The following is a 24,469-nucleotide window of genomic DNA, read 5'->3' as shown; positions in this document are numbered from 1 at the left end:
TTTACGCTTCCCCCAAATAGGCTTTGATCACTTCGGGATTGTCGCGGATCTGTTCCGGCGTCCCATTAGCCAGCGGCGTACCCTGGTTGATCACCACGATGTGGTCGGAAATGCTCATGACCAGTTTCATGTCGTGTTCGATCAACAGCACCGTGGCGTTGTTTTCCTCACGCAACACGCTGATCAGCGCCTTGAGGTCTTCGGTTTCCTTGGGGTTCAGGCCGGCGGCCGGTTCGTCGAGCATGAGGATCCGCGGGCGGGTCATCATGCAGCGGGCGATTTCCAGACGACGTTGCTGACCGTAGGCGAGGGTGCCGGCCGGGCGGTTGGCAAACTCGGTGAGGTTGACCTTGTCCAGCCAGTATTCGGCGTATTCCATGGCCTCGCGCTCGCTTTTGCGAAACGCCGGGGTCTTGAACAGGCCTGCAAAGAAGTTGGTGTTCAAATGACGGTGCTGGGCAATCAGCAGGTTCTCGACCGCCGTCATGTCCTTGAACAAGCGCACGTTCTGGAAGGTGCGCACCACGCCCTTGCGGGCGATCTCGTGACCGGCCAGGCCCTGTATCGGCTGGCCGTCCAGCAGGATGCTGCCACCGCTCGGCTTGTAGAAACCGGTGAGGCAGTTGAACACCGTGGTTTTGCCGGCGCCGTTCGGGCCGATCAGCGCCACCACCTGTTTCTCTTTCACGGTCAGGGCCACGCCGTTGACCGCCAGCAAGCCGCCGAAGCGCATGCTCAAGTTTTCTACTTTCAGGATCTCGCGGCTCATTTGCGCAGCTCCATGTGTGGACGTTGCATGGGCAGCAGGCCTTGAGGACGCCAGATCATCATCAGCACCATCATGGCGCCGAACATCAACATGCGGTATTCGCTGAACTCACGCATCATTTCCGGCAGCAGGATCATCACGATCGCCGCCAGGATCACACCCAGTTGCGAACCCATGCCACCCAGTACCACGATGGCGAGGATGATTGCCGACTCGATAAAGGTGAACGACTCCGGAGTCACCAAACCTTGGCGAGCGGCGAAGAAGCTGCCAGCGAAACCGGCGAATGTTGCGCCGAGGGTAAATGCCGAGAGTTTGATGACCGTCGGGTTCATGCCTAACGCACGGCAGGCGATTTCATCTTCGCGCAAGGCTTCCCACGCACGGCCGATCGGCATGCGCAGCAGGCGGTTGATCACGAACAAGGCGGCCAGTGCCAGCAACAAGGCCACCAGGTACAGGAACACCACTTTGCTCACCGGGTTGTAGTCGATCCCGAAGTATTCGTGGAAGGTCTGCATGCCTTCGGCCGCGGTGCGGTCGAACGACAGCCCGAAGAACGTTGGCTTGGGGATGCTGCTGATGCCGTTGGGGCCGCCGGTGATGTCGGTGAGGTTACGCAGGAACAGACGGATGATTTCACCGAAGCCCAGGGTCACGATCGCCAGATAGTCACCGCGAAGGCGCAGGACCGGGAAGCCCAGCAGGAAGCCAAAGGTGGCCGCCATCAGGCCGGCCAGCGGCAGACAGACCCAGAAGCTCCAGCCCAGGTAGTGCGAGAGCAACGCGTAAGTGTAGGCACCCACGGCGTAGAAACCCACATAACCCAGGTCGAGCAGACCCGCCAGGCCCACCACGATGTTCAGGCCCAGGCCCAGCAACACGTAGATCAGGATCAGGGTGGCAATGTCGACCGCGCCGCGCGAGCCGAAGAACGGCCAGATCAACGCGGCCACGATCAGGCCGATGATGATGTAGCGCTGGGTGCGCGGCAGGGTCAGAAATTGGCTGACCTTGGGCGACACCAACGGACCACGGTTGCCCTTGAACAAGGCACCGACTTGCTGGGTAAACAGCACGCGCAGGAACATCAGCACCGAGCACAGGGCGATGATGGTCAAGGTCACGGGACCGGTGCCATGCACTTCCAGGTTGATGCCGACAATGCTCAGCTTGAGGCCGAGGACCGGAAAGGCCACAGCCCATACCAACAGGGCGCTGAAAAACGCCGATTTAAGATATCTGCTCATACTTTCTCAACCTCCGGACGGCCCAGAATGCCGGTCGGACGGAACAACAGCACCAGAACCAACAGCCCAAACGCCACAACGTCCTTGTACTGGTCGCCGAAGATATCGGCGCCAAAAGCTTCGGCCACACCCAGCACCAGCCCGCCGAGCATGGCGCCCGGAATACTGCCGATGCCACCCAGGACCGCCGCGGTAAAGGCCTTGAGGCCTACCAGGAAACCGGCGTTGGGGTTGATCACGCCGTACTGCATGCTCAGCAGTACCGCCGCAACGGCTGCCAGAGCGGCACCGATCACGAAGGTCAGGGCGATGATGTTGTTGGTGTTGATGCCCAGCAGGTTGGCCATCTTGATGTCTTCGGCACAGGCCCGGCAGGCGCGCCCCAGACGGGAGCGGGAGATGAACAGGGTCAGGCCCAGCATGGCCACCAGGGTGACGACGAAGACCAGGATCTGCATGTAGGAAATCAATACTTCTTCCGCACCGCCCGGGCCGAAGGAGAAGCTCCCCGGGATCAGGTTGGGGATGGATTTATCCTTGGAGTCCTGGGACAGCAATACGGTGTTTTGCAGGAAAATCGACATGCCGATGGCGGAAATCAGCGGAATCAAACGGTTGCTGCCACGCAAGGGACGGTAGGCAACCCGCTCGATACTGTAGCCATAGGCACTGGTCACGACGATCGACGCAAGGAACGCGGCGGTCATCAACAGCGGCAGGGAGTGGATACCCATCATGGCCAGCCCGGCAAGGGCGATGAAGGCCACGTAGGAACCAATCATGTACACCTCGCCATGGGCGAAGTTGATCATTCCAATGATGCCGTAAACCATTGTGTAGCCAATGGCTATCAAGGCATAGGTGCTGCCAATGGTCAGGCCATTAACCAGCTGTTGGAAAAAATGATAGATCTCAGGCATTACAGCGCTCCTAAAAACCCGATACGCATTTCACTGGTGGAGTCATGTTCCGGCCCTGCGCTGTGTTCTGTGAGCACATTTGCGCAAAGCGTTTGCCAGCGAACCGCTGGTGACGGTTTTAAGATTTTCAGGTGAGCCAGCGCCCGGATCGCGGGTGTCAGGCCCATAAACCTCGTAAAACAAAGCCCACTGCTTGCACAGTGGGCTTGTTGACCAGTAACGCCTGGCTTACTGAGGGGAAACTTCGGTTTTTGGTTTACCGAAGTGCCATTCGTAGACCACGAACTTGAAGTCCTTCAGGTCGCCCTTGGCGTCGAAGCTCAGCTCGCCGGTTGGGGTCTTGAAGGTGCCTGCGTGGATGGCGGCAGCGACTTTGGCGGTGTCTTCGCTTTTCGCGGCAGTGATACCGCCGGCGATCACTTCAACAGCCGAGTAGGCCGGGAACACGAAAGGACCGGTTGGGTCCTGCTTGTTCTTGGCGAACTCTTCAACAATGGCTTTGTTGGCCGGGTCGGTGTCGAAGGATTTCGGCAGGGTCACCAGCAGGCCTTCGGAAGCGCCTTGGGCGATTTGCGAGATGGAGTCGTTGCCGACACCTTCTGGGCCCATGAACTTGGCGTTCAGGCCTTTTTCCTTGGACTGGCGCAGGATCAGGCCCAGCTCTGGGTGGTAGCCGCCGTAGTAGACGAAGTCCACGTTGGCTTGCTTGAGCTTCTGGATGATCGAGGAGAAGTCTTTGTCGCCAGCGTTCAGGCCTTCGAAGACCGCGACTTTCACGCCTTTCTTCTCGAGGGTCTGTTTAACGGCGGTGGCGATGCCTTCACCGTATTGCTGTTTGTCGTGCAGTACGGCAACGATCTTCGGCTTCACGTGGTCGGCAATGTAGTTGCCGGCCGCTGGGCCTTGTGCGCTATCCAGGCCGATGGTGCGGAAGATCAGCTTGTAGCCACGTGCGGTGATTTCCGGGCTGGTGGCCGCCGGGGTAATCATGATGACGCCTTCGTCTTCATAGATGTCGGACGCTGGCTGAGTGGAGCTGGAGCAGAGGTGACCGACTACGAACTTGACGCCGTCGTTGACCACTTTGTTGGCCACGGCCACGGCTTGTTTCGGATCGCACGCATCATCGTATTCAACCGCGACGAGCTGCTTGCCGTCGACGCCGCCTTTGGCGTTGATGTCGGCGATGGCCTGCTTGGCACCCATGAATTGCATGTCGCCGTATTGCGTCACAGGACCTGTCTTAGGCCCGGCGATGCCGATCTTGATGGTGTCGGCTGCGAACGAATGGCCAGCAACCCCAGCCAGGACCATAGCGGCAAACAGTTTGGAAATCTGCTTAGTAGCCTTATTCATAGTGCTCCACTCTTACTGTTGTATTTTTTATAGTTCTAGCGGCCTTGTGAGCTGCAGAACCGGATCAGATATCTCGGATATCCCCCCCGGCATTGCCCTGGCAACTGTACCGGTACAGTGTAGAGCGCCGGTTGATCGCTTGAAAAGCTGGCTGCTGGGGGCAAAACCTGGGTGTGTCGCTTTAATGAAAGAAAAAGACAGAATTGCGGCGGGGTGATGCCAGAGTCTCGGGCAATCCTTGGCTTTTCTGACACTTTCTATCGATGCCTCATTTGCAACTGGGTTTTTCTGCCTGAGCCCGGACGTTATGATTGCGCCGTTTTTTACATCAGGTGAATTCCCATGACGCAAGAACCTAGCACCCTCTATGCCAAGCTGCTCGGCGAAACCGCCGAAATTTCCTGGAAGGAGCTTGAACCGTTCTTTGCCAAGGGTGCCCTATTGTGGGTCGACGCCAAGCTGGATTTGATCGAAGCGGCCGAGGGAATGGCCGAGGATAACCGTGAGAAAGTCGCTGCGTGGCTGGCTGCGGGGAGCCTTGGCGAAGTGTCTGCGACGCGGGCATTGGACCTGGTTGAGCGTGATCCCAGCCTGTGGGCGGTGGTGGTTTCGCCGTGGATTTTGATCCAGGAAAGGGCAGCGTAAGAATCGTCAGCACCAAAGTGGTGCGCTATTTTCGTCGGTGCAAGTGTGTAGCTGAGTAACCGCTGACGCCGTGATGGCATCTTGCCGTAGAGAAAGGTCACAGGTCAGGGTGACGTGCGCGTCACGGGAACAGTTTTGCGCGGGGTCGAAGGCTCGGGGAATTGTTTCTGGGTGTGGCCAAGATCAACGTATGGAGTGGCTGACTGGCCGCCTTCGCGAGCAAGCCAGCGCTCACATTCAACGGCGTTCCTACACACGGAATGCGGTCAATGTGGGTGCGGGCTTGCTCACGAAGGGCGCGACTCGGTCTAGGCAGTCTTGCCAGTATGGTTATTCAACGAAATAACTTTGGTCTTGCCAATCCGATGGCGATAAATCTCGCGCAGGTACTTGATCGCCTTCTTCACACAATCCCGTGACAAGCGAATATCGTTGATCGACACAAACTTCTCCTTGTCGTTGATCAACTCCCGGTACTTCTTCTCATACATCGGTTTGATCGCGTACCAGTTGGTATCGAGAATTTTCGCCGGGTTTTCGAACTCGTTGAGCAGCTCATCAATCCGGTCTTCATCGAAATCCTCATGGATGATGAAGTCCAGGATCGAATTATCCAACGTGTCATCAAACCGGTACGGGTTACGCGCAAAGCAACGCTTGATAAAGGCCACGATCAACGTCAGGAAATCATCTGACAGGCACGGGCTCTTGGCGATCAGCGTGGTCAGCGACAAGTTGGCCGACGCCCCGATCACCAGCGCATACCGCTTGAGCGTGGTGTTGGGAAACAGGCTATTGAGGTGCGTCTTCAGCCGGTTCAGGTCCATGTAGGACAGCTTGTAGTCCTTGGGCAAGGACACAATCGACACCACCGACGAGCAGTTCTTGAAGAAGTGCAGGTCATGCAGGGCGGCTGCGTCGTATCCGGAATTCTTGTATTGCTCCAGTGACGCCTTGTAGCGCTTGGACTCGATCGGCAACAGGCTGATGCCTTCGATGGCCTGGGTCACTTTATTGAAGTGCGGCAGGTCGATGGAGCGGAAAAACAAGTCATCGATATTCAGCCGCTGTGGCTCTTTATCGAACACTTTGAACTTGTCATTCGACGGCGCCGGCGTTTCCGGCACCACGGACTCGGCATAGGCAATCGCTACCGGTCCCGCCAGGCTCATAAACAGGTCGTTGGCATCCAGGCGGATGGTTTCGCCAATGTCGATACCGGCACGCCGGAAATAGTTCTGGTCGTAATCGGTCGTCACCGCCTGGGCGGTGAGGATGTTGAAGATCTGCTGGGAGATGTACTGGTTGGCGTGTTTTTCCATGGCATTGACGTCAATGTTCTGGATATTGCCGTCATCGCTCTCTTCGGCGTAACGCATGATGTCGTTGGAGATCAGCATCATCGCGTTCCATGGCCGGATACGTCCCTTCACACTGGCTTCGCTGCTGTCTTCATTGTCGAAGTTGTAAGAGAAGTCCCATTCTTCCGACAGGTATTTGCACAACAACCGCCCAGCGTTGATGTGCAGGGCCTCGGACATTTCGCTGCGGTGGTCGGAGATGTTCGGCAGCACACAGATGCCACTGGTGAAGATCGGCTCGAAGACAAACGCGTGGCCACTCTTGCTGTCGTGCTCGTCGGCGGGTTTGGTGTCGAACGTCTTGTTCATGTACGAGTGTTGCTGGGCCAGGCCAAACTCCGAGGCCATGCCCGACCCCGTACCGCCGCCGGCGCTGAAGATCGAGAAGTACAGACGCGACTGGTTGGCCTTGATGCCGCAGGAGTCGATCAGGTAGGAGTGAATCATCTTCCAGTCGGGGCTGGAAAAACGCTGGGTATCTTTATTGAGGATGATCTTGGCCAGGTACTGGCCCAGGATCGGCGCGTTACCGGCGCCGCCGGCATGGACTTCCGAGAGGTCCATTATTTTCATCTTGCTGTAGTCGCGCAGGAAGCCGCTTTTTTCGCCCTTGCGCGAAAACCGGATGCGCCCGGCGATGTCCTTGTCCAGGTCACCCAGCATCACCAGCGGCTCCACCAGGAACACCGGTTTGGTGGCCTTGCCGCCGCCCAGGCGCAGGTTGTTTCGGATCCACTGGGCCGGGCTGTAGCCCTTGTCCTGCGACGTGTCTTGCGTGCTGAATTCGTTCAAGTAGAACTTGCGCGCGTTGTAGACCAACTCTGCCACGTCCAGCGCGATGTTCGAACCGCAGCGGCCCAGGCCGATCAGGCACACCGAGGGAAATTCCTGCTCGTCGCGCGGGTCGCCGTCACCGTCTTGCTGGGGTGGGCGCGGGAACACCATGTCGCGCAGGCCGTCGAGGTTATCGAGGATGCGGTCGGTATTGGTTTCGGTGAAGTACAAGTACTGCTGGGTGGCCAGCGGACGGGCGCTGCTCAATGACTTTGAACCTGAGGATTTTTCCGCAGGAGCTGTCGGCAACAGGTCGAGGATCTCGGTGGCAGAGTTATTTTTAGAGGTCATTGGGCGCCATGTACCTGGACAGATGGCTTAAAAATCAAGGAGCCATCATTGAATGAGAGTTCGCGACTTTACAGTGCGTCTGAGTCCGGGACGGTCGGGTTTAACCCTGATTTTTCAAGGGGAATCGTGGCCGGACTCTGATGAATCGGCCGTTCGTCGGGGTTCTTTAGGCAAATGATGGCGAAATGCCAAAGAACCGGCGTCAGCGAATTGGCCTGACGGTCGCGGGTGGGCTGATACGGGCCGGGGTGGGGGCTTTCGGCGCAGGTGCCTCTTTGCTGCCTTCCACGCTGAAAGGGTAGAGCGGGTTGCGCATCTGGATGCCCTGGATCACGCCAACGATGTCGCAGAACGGCACCGCCGGGCTCAGCAGGTAGCCCTGAATGAAGTCACCGCCATGTTTGAGCAGCAGCTCGAACTGTGCCTGGGTTTCCACGCCTTCGGTGACCACCTGTAAGTGCAGGGTGTGGGCCATGCCGATAATCGCCTGGACGATCTCGATATCGGCGGTGGATTTGGGGATGTCCTGGATAAATGAACGGTCAATCTTCAACGTGTTGATCGGTAGGCGCTTGAGGTAAGCCAGCGACGAGTAGCCGGTGCCAAAATCATCGATGGCGAGCGAAACCCCCAAGGCCCGAATTTGCCGCAACAGCGCCAGGGTGCTGCTGATATTGCCCATCAGCGCGTTTTCGGTAACTTCCAGTTCCAGGCGGTTGGCGGCAATCCCGGCGAAGCGCAGGGCGGCTTCTATTTCATCGGCCAACTCGTCACGGGTCAGGTTGAGGGCCGAGCAGTTCACGGCCATGGTCAGTTCGCTGTAGCCCCGGTCGGTCAGCAGGCTTAAATCATGGCAGGCCTGCCGCAACACCCAGTGGTCCAGTTCGGCGATCAACCCGTTGCTTTCGGCGATGTCGATAAACCGGTCCGGGGCCAGCAGCCCGTGTTGCGGATGTTGCCAGCGCACCAGGGCTTCCAGGCGGGTGACCTTGCCGAGTTTCATGTCGAAGATCGGTTGGTAAAACAGCACCAACTCGTTGCGGCCACGCAGGGCTGCGCGCAATTCCTCTTCCAGTTGCAGCTCAAGGAAGGCACGGGTTTTAAGGTTGGAACTGAAGAAGTTGAGGTTGTTGCGCCCGGCGTCTTTGGACTGGTACAGCGCCAGGTCGGCGGTTTTCAGCAGCTCTTCGCAGGTCAGGCCGTCTTCGGGAAACAGGCTGATGCCGATGCTGGTGGTCATCACCATGCGCCGACCGGCCAGTTCGACCGGCTCTTTCATCTTCTGCATGATCCGCTGCGCCATGTGCCGCGCTTCATCGCGATGGTGAATATTGATCAAAATGCAGAATTCGTCCCCACCAAACCGCGCGACCACGTCGTCGTGGCTGCGTATCGAACCTTTGATATGCCCGGCCAATACCGTCAGCAACTGGTCGCCGGCGTCATGCCCCAGGCTGTCATTGATCCGCTTGAAGTGGTCGATATCGAGGAATATCACCGCCATCATGCCGTTATTGGCCGTTTTTTCAGCGACTTTCTCAGCGAAGATCTGATTGAACCCTCGGCGGTTCAGCAGGCTGGTCAACGCGTCATAATGGGCAACCTGTTGCAGTGATGCGCGGGCCTGGTCGAGTTCGCTGAGCAGGGCGTTGACCCGGCGCAAGTCGCGTTCCTTGTGCTGCAGCTTTTTGTCCGCCAGGGCCGCGCTGACGCTGCTGCCGATCACCAACAGGGTGATAACCGCCACAGACAGGCCCAGTTGAATAGGGTTGTTGTCCAGCGGCAGCGCGAGGTCGGCTCCGCTGGGCACCAGCATTTGCATAGCGGCCATGCCGGTGAAGTGCATGCTCAGGATGCCGGCGCCCAGCACCAGGCTCGCGGCGTATTTGAGCAATTGATGGAAAACCCCGGCGCCGTTGCGCAGGTGGCTCGACAGCAGCAATGCCGCCAGGCTGGCGCCAATCGCGATAACCACCGACGCGATGAACAGCCACGACTCGAAGTACACCTGGGCCTGGGAGCGCATGGCCGACATGCCCACATAGTGCATCAAGGCGATACCGAGGCCCATCCACACCGACGCCAGTAAATACTGATGGAACCGCAGGTGGGCATGACTGAGGGTTTGCATGGCAAACAACGAGGCAATCAGGGCGATCACCAGCGAGGCGAACGTCATGAGCAATTCGTAATGAATGGCAATAGGTGCCTGGAAAGCCAGCATGCTGATGAAGTGAGTCGACCAGATACCGCCGGCGAGGCACCCGGCACCCAGCCAGCGCCAATGGCGGCGGGCGGTAGGGTCTTCTACATGGCCGACACGTTCGGCCATGTCCAACGTACCAAACCCGGCCGCGCAAGCGACCAGGTAGGCCAGCAACACCAGAAAGGGGTTATGACTGCAATTGAGTAATAAGTGCCCATTCTCTGGAAGGTCGGTAAAAAAATACATACCTAGCCATTCCATAGCATGTCCCGTCAAAGTCCGTACGTCATTGCCTTGAGCAATGGCCTATGGACTCCAGTATAGAAGCCTCGCGGGATTTGCCAGGAATAATGGCACTTTGATTTCAATGATTTTGGCATGCCGCTCATAGCGATTGATGCTAAGCGCTGATGGGCAGTTCCAGCTCAAAAGGGGCTTCCAATGGCGGCAGGCCGAATGCCGCGCGTGCGGTATCGCAATCGACGTTCGGTACACCCTGGCTCCACGACGCGTCGAACTCACGGCAGGGGCTCGACCGTTGCTCATAGATCGTGCAGCGTGTGCCCTTGCCGACTTCCCCTTCAAGGCTGCAGCAACGCGCGGGTTTCTGGTCGGTTCCGATCATCGCTACGCGTGTGGGGTTGATCTGCACCACAAGGTCATCGGGCACCGTGCCCCCGGAGGAGGCGCACTCACCCCAGAAGAAAGACACGCGAAAGTGTGAACAGCAGGCACCGCAACTCAGACACGGACTGGCTTCGGACATGGGCGTCATCGATAAGAAAAGTAGGATGGGGTGTTTCGGAAGGCTCGCCATTCTAATCCTGCCATGGCCGTTGGGAAGGGGGGCGAGCACTTATATTTTCGTAGGAAAACCCTCGCAATTGCGGGTCAAGGTCCGGGTGAAATTACGCCCTATCAGCTTTACGAATCATTACAGACAACGGCCGTCTGCCTGACTATGTTGCAGATACCTGAGCAGGATGCATCGGGCATCGCTGCGCTCATAACAATAAAAGAGACGGACCCATGCAGAACTCGACCCAAGCGGCGAATGCCTGGCGCATTCTGTTCCTGCTGTTCCTCGCCAACCTGTTCAATTTCTTCGACCGCACCATTCCCGCGATCATCATCGAGCCCATCCGCATGGAGTGGCACCTGAGCGACTTTCAGCTCGGGATCATCGGCACCGCTTTCACCATTGTCTATGCCATCGCCGGCCTGCCGCTGGGGCGCATGGCCGATACGGGCTCACGCAGCAAACTGATGGGCTGGGGCCTCTTCGCCTGGAGCGGGCTGACGGCGATCAACGGCATGGTCGGCAGTTTCTGGACATTCCTGCTGGTGCGCATGGGCATCGGCATTGGCGAAGCCAGCTATGCGCCGGCGGCCAACTCGCTGATTGGCGACCTGTTTCCCGCTCACCGGCGCGCGCGGGCCATGGGCATTTTCATGCTGGGCCTGCCGTTGGGGCTGCTGCTGGCATTCTTCACCATCGGCGCGATGGTCAAGGCGTTCGACAGCTGGCGCGCGCCGTTCTTTATCGCCGCCGTGCCGGGAATGATCCTCGCGGTGTTCATGTTCTATATCAAAGAGCCCAAGCGCGGCGCCGCAGAAACCGTGCAGGTTTCCCAGGAACGCGTCGACCGTCCAATCCGCCGCGTGCTGGCGGTGCCGACGTTCCTCTGGCTGGTGTTGGCCGGGCTGTGTTTCAACTTCGCCACCTATGCGTGCAACTCGTTCCTGGTGCCGATGTTGCAACGCTACTTCCTGATGCCGTTGCAGGACGCTGCGGTTGCCACCGGGGTAATCGTCGGCTTGACCGGCTTGGTGGGCCTGACGCTGGGCGGCTGGATTGCCGACAAGATCCATCAGCGCGTGGCCAATGGCCGACTGCTGTTCGCGGCGTGCAGCCTGATCATCTCCACGGTTACCACCGCCTGGGCCTTGCATGCGGGGCGCATCGAGATTGGGGTGTTTGTGGCGCTGTTCAGTGTGGGCTGGTTGTTCGCTTATAACTTCTACACCTGTGTGTACACGGCGATTCAGGATGTGGTCGAACCCCGCCTGCGGGCCACGGCGATGGCGCTGTTTTTTGCCGGGTTGTATCTGCTCGGCGGAGGCATGGGGCCGGTGGTGGTGGGCGGGCTGTCGGATCACTTTGCCCATTCGGCGATGTATGCCGACGGAGCGGCACAGATGACTGAGGCTTATAAGGCCGTGGGCTTGCACGACGCCATGTACCTGATTCCGGTGGCGCTGTTTCTGACCATGCTGTTTCTGTTCCAGGCGTCGCGCAGTTTTGTGCGTGATGCCAAGCGGATGAAGGCGGGGCTGGGGGCGGTGGAGGTGCCGGCTGCTGCGGCTACGGCCTGATGCCAAGGTGACCCTTTCGCGAGCAGGCCCGCTCCCACCTTTGACCGAGTCCAGCTCGATCACCGAATCATGTGGGAGCGGGCTTGCTCGCGAAGAGGCCCTTAAAGGCAACGATATTCTCAAAAGCATGTAAAAGGCCCGCATTGCGCGGGCCTTTTTTAGCCGGGCAGGGCGGTTATCAACCCGCCACCAACACCCGAATCGCTTCCAGTCGCAGCGCCGCCTTGTCGAGCATGGCCAGGCCCTGCTCGCGTTGGTTGCGCAAGGCCACCAGCTCGCTGTCGCGCACGGTCGGGTTGACCGCTTGCAACGCGGTCAAGCGCGCCAGCTCTTCGTCGGTATCCGCTGCCAGGCGGCGTTTTGCCTCGGCCACACGTTCGGCGTGGCGCGGGGTGATCTTCTCTTCGCCGGCGTTGATGCGCGGCGTCAGCTGATCGCGCTGGGCCTGCACGAACTTGTTGGCACTGGCGCGTGGCACGCTTTCCAGTTGGTCGTTCAGGGTTTCAAACGACACGCGGCCGGACAAGTCATTGCCGTTGGCATCCAGCAGGCAGCGCAAGGCGGCCGGTGGCAGGTAGCGGCCCAGTTGCAGCGAGCGCGGCGCAACCACTTCACTGACGTAGAGCAGTTCCAGCAACACGGTGCCCGGCTTGAGCGCCTTGTTCTTGATCAGCGCCACGGCGGTGTTGCCCATCGAGCCGGACAGCACCAGGTCCATGCCGCCCTGCACCATCGGGTGTTCCCAGGTGATGAATTGCATGTCTTCGCGCGACAGCGCCTGGTTGCGGTCGTAGGTGATAGTCACCCCTTCGTCGTCACCCAGCGGGAAGCTGGCGTCGAGCATTTTTTCGCTGGGCTTGAGGATCAGCGCGTTTTCCGAATGGTCTTCGCTGTCGATGCCGAACGCGTCGAACAGGGTTTCCATGTAGATCGGCAGGGCGAACTGGTCGTCTTGCTCAAGGATGTCTTCCACCAGCGCATCGCCTTCACCCGCACCGCCGGAGTTGAGCTCCAGCAAGCGGTCGCGACCGGTGTGCAGCTCTTGCTCCAGGCGCTCGCGCTCGGCACGGGCTTCGTCGATCAGGGCTTGCCACTCGCCGTCGTCGGCGTTTTCCAGCAGCGGCAGCAGGCGCGGGCCGAACTGATGCTGCAAGGCGTTACCGGTCGGGCAGGTGTTGAGGAACGCGTTCAGCGCTTCGTGGTACCACTGGAACAGGCGCTCTTGCGGGCTGGTTTCCAGGTACGGCACGTGCAGTTCGATCACATGCTTCTGGCCGATCCGGTCCAGACGGCCGATCCGCTGTTCCAGCAGGTCGGGGTGGGACGGCAGGTCGAACAGCACCAAGTGGTGGGAGAACTGGAAGTTGCGGCCTTCACTGCCGATTTCCGAGCAGATCAGCACCTGGGCGCCGAACTCTTCATCAGCGAAGTAGGCAGCAGCGCGGTCACGTTCGAGGATGTTCATGCCCTCGTGGAACACGGTGGCCGGGATGCCGGAGCGTACGCGCAGGGCGTCTTCCAGGTCCATGGCGGTTTCGGCGTGGGCGCAGATCACCAGCACTTTAGTGCGCTTGAGCATTTTCAGCTGGTCGATCAGCCACTCGACGCGCGGGTCAAAGCGCCACCAGCGGTTTTCCTCTTCAACATCCGGCTGCGACTGGAAGCTGACTTCCGGGTACAGCTCGGCGTGTTCGCCCAGTGGCAACTCGAGGTATTCGTCCGGGTTCGGCAGCGGGTAGGCGTGCAGCTTGCGCTCCGGGAACCCTTGCACGGCGGCACGGGTATTACGGAACAGCACGCGGCCGGTGCCGTGGCGGTCGAGCAACTCACGCACCAGGCGTGCGCTGGCTTCGGTGTCGCCATCGTTGACGGCGGTGAGCAGTGCTTCACCTTCGTCGCCGAGGAAACCCTGAATGGTTTTATGTGCCGCTGGCGACAGGCGGCCTTTGTCCAGCAGCTCCTGCACGGCTTCGGCCACCGGGCGATAGTTCTCGCTTTCGGCGCGGAAGGCGTGCAGGTCGTGGAAGCGGTTCGGGTCCAGCAGGCGCAGGCGCGCGAAGTGGCTGTCCTGGCCCAGTTGCTCCGGGGTGGCGGTGAGCAGCAGTACGCCGGGAATCACCTCGGCCAGTTGCTCGACCAACGAGTACTCAGGGCTGGCTTTCTCTTCATGCCACACCAGGTGGTGGGCTTCGTCGACGACCAGCAAGTCCCAGCCGGCCGCGAACAGCGCGTCCTGGGCCTTCTCGTCGTCAACCAGCCACTCCAGCGCGACGAGGGCGAGCTGGGTGTCTTCGAACGGGTTGGTGGCATCGCTTTCGATAAAGCGTTCTTCGTCGAACAGCGCAACCTGCAGGTTGAAGCGGCGGCGCATTTCCACCAGCCACTGGTGCTGCAGGTTTTCCGGGACCAGGATCAGCACGCGGTTGGCGCGGCCCGACAGCAACTGGCGATGAATCACCAGGCCGGCTTCGATGGTCTTGCCCAGGCCCACTTCGTCCGCCAGCAATACCCGTGGCGCGATACGGTCAGCGACTTCGCGGGCGATGTGCAATTGGTGAGCAATAGGTTGTGCACGCACGCCGCCCAGGCCCCACAACGAGGATTGCAACTGGCGGCTGGTGTGTTCCAGCGTGTGGTAACGCAGCGAGAACCAGGCCAGCGGGTCGATCTGCCCGGCGAACAGACGGTCGCTGGCCAGACGGAACTGGATGAAGTTGGACAGTTGGGTTTCCGGCAGGGTGACCTGCTCGTTCTGCCCATTGAGGCCGTGGTAAACCAGCAGGCCATCGACGTCGTCGACTTCCTGTACGGTCATTTTCCAGCCTTCGAAATGGGTGATGGAGTCACCCGGCGAAAACCTCACACGAGTGAGGGGCGCATTCCGTAGCGCATACTGACGAGTGTCGCCAGTGGCCGGATAGAGCACGGTCAACAAGCGGCCGTCCTGTGCCAGAACGGTGCCTAACCCCAGCTCTGCTTCGCTGTCACTAATCCAGCGTTGCCCCGGTTGATACTGCTGCGCCATGCTGCCTGACTCCCGCCGTGAAAAAGCCGACTATCTTAACGGAACAAGGCCCTCAGCCAAAGGACTCTGACAAAAACTACTCCGTTAACGCATGGGTTCGAAAGCTCGATCGACGGGTGGCGGGCACTTGCGAGTGTCGATTCGGTCACAGCTTGGCGAGCTGGCGCTCAAGTCGCCCTGCAACCCGCCGACAGCCTGTTGATCAGGAGAATATTATTATGCTGCCACCCATGCTGCCCGTCAGCGTCGTGCCGGTCACGTCACAACTTGACCCGGTGCGCCAGAAGCCGGATATCCCGCCCGTGGTGCCAGTACAAGCGGGCTCCAACGAAAGCACGATCGACTTGAAAAAGGGCGATTCCGAACAGGCGACCTTGCTGTTGCGCGAAGAGCAACGCCGCCAGCAAGAGCAGCAGAAGCGCCGGCGCGAAGCCGACGAAGACCCTGAGGAGCACCTGGCGATTCCCGGCGATACATTGAATGCCGATAATACTGTGCCGGTGGTGCCGCTGATCGAAGATGCGCCGCGCCAGGGGCTGTGGGTGGACGTTGAGGTTTAATCGCGCAACTCACGCAGCGCCGCGAGCAGTCGTGCGATGTCATCCTCGGTGTTGAGCGGGCTGACGGACACCCTTGCGATACTGCTCAGGCCACGCGCCTGCATGTCCAATGGAGTGTAGGCCACGCCATTGGCGCCGACAGTGATGCGCTTGAGGCCCAAGCGTCGTTTGAGTTCGAAGGCATCCCAGCCAGCGAGGTTGAAGGCGATCAGTCCTGAGTGATTGGCGCCCAAGTCATGCAGGGAAACTCCCGGAATCTGCCGCAAGCCTTCGCGGATTTGCCCGCTGATCTGCAAGACCCTTTCCCACGTCCTCTCTACGCCCAGTCGATTGACCTCCTGTAACGCCGTGCCTAACCCTGCCAATAAGGCGTAGGACACTTCGCTGGTTTCAAAGCGCCGGGCGTCGTCGCGCAGGTGGAAACCGTCGGCGGCCCAAGGGGCTGAAAACACATCGCGCTGGGCGGGGTTCAGGCGCTGGAGGAAGCCCGGCCTTACATACATCAGCGCCGTACCGCGTGGCCCGCGCAGGTGTTTGCGCCCGGCTGACTTGAGCACATCGCAGTGCAGTGCCTGCACGTCGACCGGCAGTTGCCCCACGGCTTGGCCGGCGTCGATGAAATAGGCGATACCGTGACGCTTGGCCACTTCGCCGATCGCCTGGGCGGGGTTGATCAGGCCACCGTTGGCCGGCAGCCAGGTCAAATCGATCAACTTGACGTTGGCATCGATCATCGACTCCAGTGCCACCGGGCAGACCGCGCCGGTTTCATCGCAAGGAATGACGTCCACCTGGGCGCCGGACTGCACGGCCCGTTGCATACTCGCCAGGTTGCCGCCCCATTCATGGCGGCCGACCAGAATCCGCTCGCCTGGCTTCCAGGCGCCCAAGGCCTCGAATGCCATGCTCCAGGCGGTCGAGCCGCTGCTGGCAAAGGCAATCGACGAAGTCGGCGCATTGAGCAATTGCCCGGCCGCACGCCGGGCTTTTTCGACCAGCACAGCGCCATGCTCGCCGGCCTCCATCGGGCCGTCGCGGGCTTCACGCTGTAATTGGTCGATGATCGCGTCGAGGCTGGCCTGGCTCGGCAGTGAGGCACCGGCGTGGTTGAAATGCACCAGGCCCGACTGGCAGCCGGGCGTGTCGTCGCGCAGTTGCTGGACTTCGAGCGGGCTCACGGCTGCAGCTCGAAAATCGCATCAACCTCCACCGCCACCCCAGCCGGCAGGCTGGAAACCCCTACGGCAGTGCGCACGTGCCGGCCCTTGTCGCCGAGGGCGTTGACCAGCAGGTTCGAGGCACCGTTGGCCACCACACTTTGGCGCTGGAAGTCGGCGCTGCTGGCAATGAACACCCCCAGGCGCAAAATCCGCACCGCGCGCGAAAGGTCATCACCCAGCGCATCGCTCAATTGGCCCAACAGGCCCAGCGCCGCCAGTTCCGCCGCCTGGGCGCCTTCTTCATCGCTGAGGGATCCGCCCAGCCGACCGACGTAGGCGGGTTTGCCGTCGATCATGGGGATCTGCCCGGAAATGAACAGCTGGTTCTGGCTGACCACATGATTGATGTAATTGGCCGCCGGCTGGCTGGGCGTGGGCAGCGTCAGGCCAAGGGCTTGCACGCGTTGGCGGATGGAATCGCTCATGTTGAATCCTCTTCGGGTGGGAGGTTTCAGCATGTTGGCTGCGGCGATGGGCGACAAACGGATAGATCTCACTCGACGTATCGAAATAACTCACGCGTCGGCGCAGGCGTCCTTCAGCCATTGGCTGAAGCACTCCGCCGCTTCGCTGGTGGGGCCTTGGGGGGTGATCAGCCAGTAGCCGATTTCGCTGTGATAGGGCGGCCATTCAAAGGCTTCCACCAGGCTGCCGTCCGCCAGCTTGCGCTCGATCAAGCGGTGACGGCCCATGGCGATGCCCTGGCCGGCCACGGCGGCTTCGACCACGATGTTGTAGTCGTGCAGCAGCACGTGCGGATGCTGCTTGAGGTCGACTTGGAAGTGCGCAGACCAATCCGTCCACTCGAAGGGGCGGTGCGAGGTGGCCATCAACAGTGCGCCGTTGTCTCGCTGGTTGGCCTTGAAGGCCGGGCTGCACACGGGTGAGATTACTTCAGGCATCAGCCGGGTGGTTTGCACATCGGGCCAATCGCCCTTGCCGTAACGGATGGCCAGGTCGACCTCGGCGGCGGCGACGTTGGCCAATTGAATCGCCGGCAGCAACTCCACCTGGATATGCGGGTAGCGGTTGAGAAACCCGGCCAGACGCGGGGCCAGCCACAGCGTGGCGAAGGATGCCAGCAGGCCGACACGTAATACCGTGACACGGGTCGCCACCCGTTGGGTGCGGGTGGCGGCGGCAATGGCGTCGAGGGCGGGGCGGATTTCGTCGTAGTAACGTTGGCCGTCGGCAGTCAGATCGATCGCACGGGTGCGTCGGATAAACAGTGGTTTGCCCAGATGTTGTTCGAGCTTTTGCACTTGGTGGCTGAGTGCGCTCTGGGTAACCGACAGCTCATTGGCGGCCTTGATAAAACTCAAGTGCCGCGCCACCGCCTCAAAAGCGCGCAGGGCCAGCAGCGGCGGAAGGTCATTGTGCAGTGCCAACTGAGTGCGCCTACCGGTTAAGGGGGGAAAGTGTCGATTTTGGGCGATGTGCTTCCTTTTGTCGCCCGCAGATTCTTCCGTCGTAGTTTGGGGATGTGTCTTACATCTCCCCGGGTAGCTGTGCGCAAAGCTCTGTGTCTTTTTTGAGACGGTAGAGCGATGAAAAATCCTATAAAGGCAACGGTGATCGGCTTGGCTATTTCAATCGGCCTTTGCGCGGCGGCCGCCGCCAATGAGTCTCCGCTGGTCGGGGCCTGGAAGCTGGTCGGTTATGAGGTCGAGTCCCAGGACACCCGTGAGAAAATCCCGGCGATGGGCAGCCGTCCGTCCGGGCGGGTTATTTTTACCGCGGATCATCGCGTGGCTTTCGTGTTGACCGGTGAGGGGAGAAAAGCCGGCGCGTCCGACGCAGAAAAATCAGTGCTGTTGAATACGCTGGTGGCTTATACCGGAATTGAGCGGGTCGACGGCAATCAATGGTGCACAGCGGTTGATTCTGCCTGGAATCCGCAGTGGGTGGGAACGGTGCAATGCCGCGATTTTCAGGTCAGGGGCGACACGCTGGAAGTGCTGACGCCTTGGCGCCAAATGCCTAATTGGCCGGGGACTACACGTTCCATCATCACGTTTGAGCGCGATAAATAAGCGCCAGGAGAGGCAAGTACGAGGATTTTCACCCTGGCATTTGCTGTCGAGCGGGAGAGGCCGCATTATTGAGCCATTCCCGCCACGACGTAAGCCCAGCCATGAGTGAAGATGACAAACTGATCGACTTGAATGCCGAACGCGCCAAACGTGTGCATGACTTGAATGACAAGCGACTGAATGAAGTTCGCCAGGCATTTGAGCAGGCGATGCCGCTTGGTAACGTTAAGAAAAAACCCAAGAACAAGCCGAAAAAGCGTTGAAACAGCCTGCATCTGTTGATGCAGGTCAGTTATTACCCTTCTTTAAGCCCCGTTGCGGGCGACATTGATCCCGGTCAATTTTCCAATCCGCCTTCTCCATTAACTTAGCCCTATCGCAACAGGGCATGAGCACAGGAGGCCGGTCATGTTTTTCGATAATGTGGTGTTTGCCGGGGTGCTGACCGTCAGCCTCATGGTGCTGTTTTTTGTAGGGTTTGGAATTTTTATCTGGAAAGACGCGAAAAAGCGTAAAGAACCCTAAGTCTTTCCGGATTACATGAGCACGCAAGGCATTTTGGGCGACTTCGGTCGCCTTTTTTTTTGCCTCGGATTTAGTTGCACTCATGAATAGGCGGCATAAAAAAAGGTGCGATCCTCATCGAGGTCGCACCTTCTTTTTCAGCGGTGGGCTATCAATTACCCAGCGCCTTGGAGGCCAGCCAGAACAACCCGGCTGACAGGCCTACGGTTGCCGGCAAGGTCAACACCCAAGCCATCAGAATGGTCTTCACCGTGCCGCCTTGCAGGCCGCTCTTATTGGCAACCATGGTGCCGGCCACGCCTGAAGACAGTACGTGAGTGGTGGAAACCGGCAGGCTGAAGATGTTGGCCAGGCCAATCATGCTCGCCGTGGTGATCTGCGCCGACATGCCCTGGGCGTAGGTCATGCCCTGCTTGCCGATCTTCTCACCGATGGTCAGGACCACACGTTTCCAGCCGACCATGGTGCCCAGGCCCAAGGCCAGTGCGACCGCGAGGATCACCCAGAACGGTGCGTACTCGGTGGTGGCGGTCAGGTCTTTGCGCAGCTTGTCGAGGTCGGACTTCTCACGCGCATCCAGGCCCGGCAGCTTGCCGACTTTCTTCGCGGTATCGTCCAGGCACAGCAGGTAGCGGCGCACTTCAATTCGGTGGTCGGAGGTCAACGAATGGTAGTCGGAGACACCTTTGAGCGTTTCCATCAGCGCGCTGATGGTTGGCTCGGTCTGCTGCGGGTTGCACTGGAACTTGCCCGGCAGGTCGTCTTTAACACTTTTACCCAGTGCCAGGAACTCGCCGAGCGTGGCGTTGTTACGCTGGTAGAACTGGCTCAAATGCACGGTGGCGTCGCGGGTCCGTTCGATCTGGTAAGTGGTGCTGCCCAGGTCGAGTACGAACTGTGCCGGTACGATACCGATCAGCACCAGCATGATCAGGCCGATGCCTTTCTGACCATCGTTGGAACCGTGCACGAAGCTCACGGCCATCGCGGAAATGACCAGCACCAGGCGGTTCCAGAACGGCGGGTGCTTCTTGTCGTCAAGCTTGCGGCGTTGGTCCGGGGTCTTGTGCATTTTCGACAGCGGGCGCCACCACTTCAGGCCCAGCAGCACCAGGGCTGCGACCAGGAAGCCAGCCATCGGCGAGAACACCAGGGAGGCGCCGATATCGATCGCTTTCTGCCAGTTCACACCGTCAGCCAGGGGGATATCGTTGATCAGGGCATTGGCCAGGCCGACACCGAGGATCGAGCCGATCAGGGTGTGGGAACTGGAGGCCGGGATACCGAAGTACCAGGTGCCCAGGTTCCAGGTGATCGCCGCTGCCAATAAAGAGAAGACCATGGCCAGGCCGTGGCCGGTATTCACATTGATCAGCAACTCCACCGGCAGCAAGTGCACGATGGCGTAGGCGACACCGACACCACCGAGCAACACGCCGAGGAAGTTGAACACCCCGGAGAAGAACACGGCCAGGTGCGGCGGCATGGCTTTGGTATAGATGACTGTGGCCACCGCGTTAGCGGTGTCATGAAAGCCATTGATGAACTCGAAGGCGAGGACAAAGGCCAGGGCGAGCAACAGGCTCACTAGAACCCAAGCATCCAGTCCGCTGAATAAATCGATCATGAAGGTTTTCTGACCCGGTCGTAAGGGGGCGCGATTATGCCAGAAAACCTCAGTAATCGATGCATTAGCTGCTCATCGGTAACAATCTTCATTGAAAAAATGTCGGCGAAAGCGGCGCATCCCAGGGTTTTCGGGGGTTTGGCAAGTCTTTGATTTATAAAGTGCCGGGTCGAAAACACGCGGTTTTGTCACGCAAACGTCATGTCTGAAACATTTGTATGAAATTTCGCTGATAGCAGCAGGACGCTGACCAGTTTCGTGTCAATGCGAGGTGCCCTCCGCCGGTGGTGGGCCGGCAGAGACGGCAAGACCCTGGACTCTGAGCGAAGCGCTTATGGCTCTTCGGCTTTGAGTTCCTGTTCAATCTTTTGGATTTCCTGGGCAAATGCCTGATCCAGCAAACTGGCGCGCTTGCGCCATGGTTTGCGCTCCGGCTCAGGCTGAGCGGCGTAGGTGGTGACTTCCCCGCCGTAAACGTCCTTGTAACGTTGTTCCTGGCGCTCAAGTTCCGCGCGCAGTTCGTCTTTCGTCACAGTGTTACCTAATTGAGATGAGTTGAGTTTATTGAGTGTGCAGCGTCATACCTGAAAGGCGTCCTCGGGGTGTTTCAAATTGAACGGTAGAACCATTCAAGTTTGAAAGGCGGCCAAAGGGCAGATCTTTTAAGCGGGTACTTGTGACCTGTGATGCATGCGACGGCATCGCCTGGTGAGCTCCCATCCCGATTGTGATACCGGGCCGACCTCTGCACAGGTTGCATTATAGCGGCGCATTTGAATAACACTATCATCGTGAAGTTAAAAAGCGTCAATGTTGTGTGAGGGTTTTGTTACATGTGAACGTCGGTATTTGCAAAAAGCGCCGACATCAATGTGCGCGTTTCTAAATGTCAGCATGAATACTCGAACTTTATGACGCTATCAGACAAACCCTAAACTTGAGGTGTCGAGACTGACCCGCGCGCGCTCGCCAAATTGCGATAATCGCATGATCGTCCGATAATCGCCCAATGTTGCCGGTGCTGCCTTGTACATCCCGGCTGGCGCGGCTTGTAATAGCGGCCAACCCTCCCAGCGGTTGAAAATAAGAGAAGGACCCTGAAATGAACGATCAATTGCGCAACTCCTTCGCGTCAGTGGCGCCGCCGATCGTGGCTTCACCGGCCAAGCGCATCCAGGCGTTTACCGGTGATCCGGACTTCATGACCTCCCTGGCGCGTGGCCTGGCTGTGGTCCAGGCGTTTCAGGAGCGCAAGCGCCACCTGACCATCGCCCAGATCAGCCACCGTACCGAAATCCCCCGCGCCGCCGTGCGTCGCTGCCTGCACACCTTGATCAAGCTCGGTTATGCCACCACCGATGGGCGTACCTACTCGCTGTTGCCCAAAGTCTTGACCCTGGGCCATGCCTATTTGTCGTCCACGCCACTGGCCGTGTCGGCCCAGCCGTACCTGGACCGCATGAGCGAGCAGCTGCATGAAGCCTGCAACATGGCGACACTGGAAGGCGACGACATCCTTTATATCGCGCGTTCCGCCACCACTCAGCGCCTGATTTCCGTGGACCTGTCGGTGGGCGGGCGCTTGCCGGCCTATTGCACTTCCATGGGCCGAATCCTGCTCGCCGCGCTCGATGACGCTTCGTTGCAGGACTACCTCGACCACGCCGAGCTGCAGACCAAGACCAGCCGTACCCTGACCACCCCCGAAGCGTTGTTCGAGTGCTTGCAACAAGTGCGTCAGCAAGGCTGGTGCATCGTTGACCAGGAACTGGAGCAGGGCCTGCGCTCCATCGCCGTGCCGGTGTATGACGCCTCCGGCCAGGTGTTGGCCGCGCTGAATGTCAGCACACACGCCGGGCGGGTCAGTCGCAGTGAGCTGGAGCAGCGTTTCCTGCCGAGCATGCTCAGTGCCAGCCGTGAGTTAAGTGCGCAATTGTTTGCCTAAGGTGTTCGGTGACCGCACAGATCCAGGCTTGATCAATTGACGGTGTTTCCCAAGGCTTATTAATGTGCGGCAGCGCTCTCAGCGTCGCCCCAATAATAATGACGGCCCCAGGCCGCCAGCCCGCCATCGGTGTGGAAATAACAATAATGAATCAACCTTCTGTCGGTATTAACCTGGACGTGCAGTCCTTTATCAATGCCCAGCCGCTGTCGCGCTATCAGTGGCGCGTGGTGATCCTGTGTTTCCTGATCGTCTTCCTTGATGGCCTCGACACCGCCGCCATGGGGTTTATTGCGCCCGCGCTGTCCCAGGATTGGGGGATCGACCGCGCCAGCCTCGGCCCGGTGATGAGTGCTGCGTTGATCGGCATGGTGTTTGGCGCACTCGGTTCCGGCCCGCTGGCTGACCGCTTCGGCCGCAAAGTGGTGTTGGTCGGTGCGGTCCTGGTATTTGGCGCGTTCAGTTTGGCTTCGGCCTACAGCGCCAATGTCGACCAACTGCTGGTGTTGCGCTTCCTGACCGGCCTGGGCTTGGGCGCGGGGATGCCGAACGCGACAACGCTGCTCTCCGAATACACCCCCGAGCGCCATAAATCGCTGCTGGTGACCAGCATGTTCTGTGGGTTCAACCTGGGCATGGCCGGTGGCGGGTTTATCTCGGCCAAGCTGATCCCGGCGTTCGGCTGGCATAGTTTGCTGCTGATCGGCGGCATCCTGCCGTTGCTGCTGGCGGTGGTGCTGTTGGTGTGGTTGCCGGAATCGGCGCGTTACCTGGTAGTGCGCAATCGCGGCACTGACCGGGTGCGCAAGACCTTGTCTCCCATCGAGCCCAACCTTGTCGCCCAGGCCAGCAGTTTCAGCGTGCCCGAGCAAAAAACCGTCAAGGCTCGCAACGTCTTCGCGGTGATCTTCTCCGGCACCTACAGCGCCGGCACCTTGTTGCTGTGGCTTACCTACTTCATGGGCCTGGTGATTGTTTACCTGCTGACCAGTTGGTTGCCAACCTTGATGCGCGACAGTGGCGCCAGCATGGAACAGGCCGCGTTTATCGGTGCCTTGTTCCAGTTCGGCGGGGTACTGAGTGCGGTGGGTGTGGGCTGGGCAATGGACCGGTTCAACCCGCACAAGGTCATCGGCATTTTCTACCTGCTTGCCGGGGTGTTTGCCTACGCGGTAGGCCAGAGCCTGGGCAATATCACGCTGCTGGCGACCCTGGTGCTGATCGCCGGGATGTGTGTCAACGGTGCGCAATCGGCGATGCCATCCCTGGCCGCACGTTTCTACCCGACCCAAGGTCGCGCCACGGGCGTGTCGTGGATGCTCGGCATCGGCCGCTTCGGCGCGATCCTCGGCGCGTGGATGGGCGCCACCTTATTGGGCCTGGGCTGGAACTTCGAGCAAGTGCTGACGGCGCTGGTGATCCCGGCCGCATTGGCCACCGCAGCGGTGGTGATCAAAGGCATGGTCAGCCATGCGGATGCCACATAAAAACGGTCGCCATTCCTGTGGGAGCAGGCGTGCTTGCGA

General features: G+C 59.5%; 21 protein-coding genes. 8 read left to right on the top strand and 13 right to left on the bottom strand.

Features of this window, described 5'->3' with window-relative positions; translation table 11 throughout:
* Window position 1 precedes the first annotated feature (1 nt).
* The 4 genes from livG to JFT85_RS09205 all read right to left on the bottom strand — a co-directional run bounded on the left by livG (window position 2) and on the right by JFT85_RS09205 (window position 4,295).
* Window positions 2-769: a high-affinity branched-chain amino acid ABC transporter ATP-binding protein LivG gene (gene livG, locus JFT85_RS09220; RefSeq protein WP_010212365.1), complete on the bottom strand. Its 768-nt coding sequence runs from the start codon at window positions 767-769 to the stop codon at window positions 2-4.
* Window positions 766-2,019 (bottom strand): high-affinity branched-chain amino acid ABC transporter permease LivM, encoded by a 1,254-nt coding sequence (locus JFT85_RS09215; protein WP_053254799.1) that lies wholly within the window; start codon window positions 2,017-2,019, stop codon window positions 766-768. The genes livG and JFT85_RS09215 overlap by 4 nt, the downstream gene beginning before the upstream one ends.
* The gene (gene livH / locus JFT85_RS09210) at window positions 2,016-2,939 is read right to left on the bottom strand and encodes a high-affinity branched-chain amino acid ABC transporter permease LivH (protein WP_003172375.1); all 924 of its coding nucleotides are present in this window, start codon (window positions 2,937-2,939) and stop codon (window positions 2,016-2,018) included. The genes JFT85_RS09215 and livH overlap by 4 nt, the downstream gene beginning before the upstream one ends.
* A 228-nt stretch (window positions 2,940-3,167) precedes the next feature.
* Window positions 3,168-4,295, bottom strand: coding sequence for a branched-chain amino acid ABC transporter substrate-binding protein (locus tag JFT85_RS09205; RefSeq protein WP_053254800.1), 1,128 nt, complete (start codon window positions 4,293-4,295; stop codon window positions 3,168-3,170).
* Between the two features lie 342 nt (window positions 4,296-4,637).
* Here JFT85_RS09205 and JFT85_RS09200 point away from each other — a divergent pair, with 342 nt between their 5' ends.
* The gene (locus tag JFT85_RS09200; protein ID WP_069552058.1) at window positions 4,638-4,940 is read left to right on the top strand and encodes a DUF2288 domain-containing protein; all 303 of its coding nucleotides are present in this window, start codon (window positions 4,638-4,640) and stop codon (window positions 4,938-4,940) included.
* 308 nt (window positions 4,941-5,248) lie between these two features.
* Here JFT85_RS09200 and JFT85_RS09195 read toward each other — a convergent pair whose 3' ends face one another.
* The 3 genes from JFT85_RS09195 to JFT85_RS09185 form a co-directional block, all read right to left on the bottom strand.
* Window positions 5,249-7,426, bottom strand: a complete 2,178-nt coding sequence (locus JFT85_RS09195) for a hypothetical protein (protein ID WP_053254802.1) — start codon at window positions 7,424-7,426, stop codon at window positions 5,249-5,251.
* A 202-nt stretch (window positions 7,427-7,628) separates the two neighbouring features.
* A complete protein-coding gene (locus tag JFT85_RS09190) occupies window positions 7,629-9,893 on the bottom strand; it encodes a putative bifunctional diguanylate cyclase/phosphodiesterase (protein ID WP_069552060.1) in 2,265 nt (754 codons plus the stop codon).
* Window positions 9,894-10,032: 139 nt separating this feature from the next.
* On the bottom strand, window positions 10,033-10,398 hold the full coding sequence (locus JFT85_RS09185) for a YkgJ family cysteine cluster protein (RefSeq protein ID WP_053255350.1): 366 nt from the start codon (window positions 10,396-10,398) through the stop codon (window positions 10,033-10,035).
* 263 nt (window positions 10,399-10,661) lie between these two features.
* Here JFT85_RS09185 and JFT85_RS09180 point away from each other — a divergent pair, with 263 nt between their 5' ends.
* On the top strand, window positions 10,662-12,008 hold the full coding sequence (locus tag JFT85_RS09180) for a spinster family MFS transporter (protein WP_053254804.1): 1,347 nt from the start codon (window positions 10,662-10,664) through the stop codon (window positions 12,006-12,008).
* Window positions 12,009-12,186: 178 nt separating this feature from the next.
* Here the strand turns inward: JFT85_RS09180 and rapA are convergent, their stop codons facing one another.
* Window positions 12,187-15,033 (bottom strand): RNA polymerase-associated protein RapA, encoded by a 2,847-nt coding sequence (gene rapA / locus JFT85_RS09175; protein ID WP_053254805.1) that lies wholly within the window; start codon window positions 15,031-15,033, stop codon window positions 12,187-12,189.
* A gap of 218 nt (window positions 15,034-15,251) precedes the next feature.
* Between rapA and JFT85_RS09170 the strand changes: the two genes are divergently transcribed.
* Entirely contained in the window at window positions 15,252-15,593 is a 342-nt protein-coding gene (locus JFT85_RS09170) for a hypothetical protein (RefSeq protein WP_053254806.1), read from the top strand.
* On the opposite strand, the gene JFT85_RS09165 is transcribed toward JFT85_RS09170, so the two are convergent.
* The 3 genes from JFT85_RS09165 to JFT85_RS09155 all read right to left on the bottom strand — a co-directional run bounded on the left by JFT85_RS09165 (window position 15,590) and on the right by JFT85_RS09155 (window position 18,201).
* A complete protein-coding gene (locus JFT85_RS09165; protein ID WP_053254807.1) occupies window positions 15,590-16,771 on the bottom strand; it encodes an aminotransferase class V-fold PLP-dependent enzyme in 1,182 nt (393 codons plus the stop codon). The two genes, JFT85_RS09170 and JFT85_RS09165, sit on opposite strands and share 4 nt — an antisense overlap.
* Window positions 16,768-17,238 (bottom strand): RidA family protein, encoded by a 471-nt coding sequence (locus tag JFT85_RS09160; RefSeq protein ID WP_073637198.1) that lies wholly within the window; start codon window positions 17,236-17,238, stop codon window positions 16,768-16,770. Before JFT85_RS09160 ends, JFT85_RS09165 begins: the two co-directional genes overlap by 4 nt.
* Window positions 17,239-17,328: 90 nt before the next feature.
* Entirely contained in the window at window positions 17,329-18,201 is an 873-nt protein-coding gene (locus JFT85_RS09155; RefSeq protein ID WP_053254809.1) for a LysR substrate-binding domain-containing protein, read from the bottom strand.
* 159 nt (window positions 18,202-18,360) lie between these two features.
* On the opposite strand from JFT85_RS09155, the gene JFT85_RS09150 reads away from it, so the two are divergent.
* The 3 genes from JFT85_RS09150 (at window position 18,361) to ccoM (ending at window position 19,371) form a co-directional block, all read left to right on the top strand.
* Window positions 18,361-18,846 (top strand): lipocalin-like domain-containing protein, encoded by a 486-nt coding sequence (locus JFT85_RS09150; RefSeq protein WP_053254810.1) that lies wholly within the window; start codon window positions 18,361-18,363, stop codon window positions 18,844-18,846.
* 101 nt (window positions 18,847-18,947) lie between these two features.
* Window positions 18,948-19,109: a hypothetical protein gene (locus JFT85_RS09145; protein ID WP_096236836.1), complete on the top strand. Its 162-nt coding sequence runs from the start codon at window positions 18,948-18,950 to the stop codon at window positions 19,107-19,109.
* 145 nt (window positions 19,110-19,254) lie between these two features.
* Window positions 19,255-19,371 carry a cytochrome c oxidase subunit CcoM gene (ccoM, locus tag JFT85_RS28595; protein WP_053254811.1) on the top strand — a complete coding sequence of 39 codons (117 nt, stop codon included), beginning with the start codon at window positions 19,255-19,257 and terminating at the stop codon, window positions 19,369-19,371.
* A gap of 151 nt (window positions 19,372-19,522) precedes the next feature.
* Here the strand turns inward: ccoM and JFT85_RS09140 are convergent, their stop codons facing one another.
* Window positions 19,523-20,998 carry an inorganic phosphate transporter gene (locus tag JFT85_RS09140; RefSeq protein ID WP_053254812.1) on the bottom strand — a complete coding sequence of 492 codons (1,476 nt, stop codon included), beginning with the start codon at window positions 20,996-20,998 and terminating at the stop codon, window positions 19,523-19,525.
* A gap of 332 nt (window positions 20,999-21,330) precedes the next feature.
* Window positions 21,331-21,531, bottom strand: a complete 201-nt coding sequence (locus JFT85_RS09135) for a hypothetical protein (RefSeq protein WP_003172389.1) — start codon at window positions 21,529-21,531, stop codon at window positions 21,331-21,333.
* A 569-nt stretch (window positions 21,532-22,100) separates the two neighbouring features.
* On the opposite strand from JFT85_RS09135, the gene pcaR reads away from it, so the two are divergent.
* Both pcaR and JFT85_RS09125 read left to right on the top strand, forming a co-directional pair.
* Window positions 22,101-22,943 carry a pca regulon transcriptional regulator PcaR gene (gene pcaR, locus JFT85_RS09130; RefSeq protein WP_034103970.1) on the top strand — a complete coding sequence of 281 codons (843 nt, stop codon included), beginning with the start codon at window positions 22,101-22,103 and terminating at the stop codon, window positions 22,941-22,943.
* A gap of 146 nt (window positions 22,944-23,089) precedes the next feature.
* Window positions 23,090-24,430, top strand: coding sequence for an MFS transporter (locus JFT85_RS09125; protein WP_053254813.1), 1,341 nt, complete (start codon window positions 23,090-23,092; stop codon window positions 24,428-24,430).
* Window positions 24,431-24,469: the final 39 nt, after the last annotated feature.

The organism is Pseudomonas sp. TH04, assembly GCF_016651355.1.
Lineage (GTDB): Bacteria > Pseudomonadota > Gammaproteobacteria > Pseudomonadales > Pseudomonadaceae > Aquipseudomonas > Aquipseudomonas fluorescens.
Note: the sequence above shows the minus strand (reverse complement) of the source record. Positions and strands in the feature narration are given on the sequence as shown.

Bases quoted from the DNA above. Each gene is read 5' to 3' on its own strand.
- livG (WP_010212365.1), bottom strand. From the start codon at position 769: ATGAGCCGCGAGATCCTGAAAGTAGAAAACTTGAGCATGCGCTTCGGC.
- JFT85_RS09215 (WP_053254799.1), bottom strand. From the start codon at position 2,019: ATGAGCAGATATCTTAAATCGGCGTTTTTCAGCGCCCTGTTGGTATGG.
- livH (WP_003172375.1), bottom strand. From the start codon at position 2,939: ATGCCTGAGATCTATCATTTTTTCCAACAGCTGGTTAATGGCCTGACC.
- JFT85_RS09205 (WP_053254800.1), bottom strand. From the start codon at position 4,295: ATGAATAAGGCTACTAAGCAGATTTCCAAACTGTTTGCCGCTATGGTC.
- JFT85_RS09200 (WP_069552058.1), top strand. From the start codon at position 4,638: ATGACGCAAGAACCTAGCACCCTCTATGCCAAGCTGCTCGGCGAAACC.
- JFT85_RS09195 (WP_053254802.1), bottom strand. From the start codon at position 7,426: ATGACCTCTAAAAATAACTCTGCCACCGAGATCCTCGACCTGTTGCCG.
- JFT85_RS09190 (WP_069552060.1), bottom strand. From the start codon at position 9,893: ATGGAATGGCTAGGTATGTATTTTTTTACCGACCTTCCAGAGAATGGG.
- JFT85_RS09185 (WP_053255350.1), bottom strand. From the start codon at position 10,398: ATGTCCGAAGCCAGTCCGTGTCTGAGTTGCGGTGCCTGCTGTTCACAC.
- JFT85_RS09180 (WP_053254804.1), top strand. From the start codon at position 10,662: ATGCAGAACTCGACCCAAGCGGCGAATGCCTGGCGCATTCTGTTCCTG.
- rapA (WP_053254805.1), bottom strand. From the start codon at position 15,033: ATGGCGCAGCAGTATCAACCGGGGCAACGCTGGATTAGTGACAGCGAA.
- JFT85_RS09170 (WP_053254806.1), top strand. From the start codon at position 15,252: ATGCTGCCACCCATGCTGCCCGTCAGCGTCGTGCCGGTCACGTCACAA.
- JFT85_RS09160 (WP_073637198.1), bottom strand. From the start codon at position 17,238: ATGAGCGATTCCATCCGCCAACGCGTGCAAGCCCTTGGCCTGACGCTG.
- JFT85_RS09150 (WP_053254810.1), top strand. From the start codon at position 18,361: ATGAAAAATCCTATAAAGGCAACGGTGATCGGCTTGGCTATTTCAATC.
- JFT85_RS09145 (WP_096236836.1), top strand. From the start codon at position 18,948: ATGAGTGAAGATGACAAACTGATCGACTTGAATGCCGAACGCGCCAAA.
- ccoM (WP_053254811.1), top strand. From the start codon at position 19,255: ATGTTTTTCGATAATGTGGTGTTTGCCGGGGTGCTGACCGTCAGCCTC.
- JFT85_RS09140 (WP_053254812.1), bottom strand. From the start codon at position 20,998: ATGATCGATTTATTCAGCGGACTGGATGCTTGGGTTCTAGTGAGCCTG.
- pcaR (WP_034103970.1), top strand. From the start codon at position 22,101: ATGAACGATCAATTGCGCAACTCCTTCGCGTCAGTGGCGCCGCCGATC.
- JFT85_RS09125 (WP_053254813.1), top strand. From the start codon at position 23,090: ATGAATCAACCTTCTGTCGGTATTAACCTGGACGTGCAGTCCTTTATC.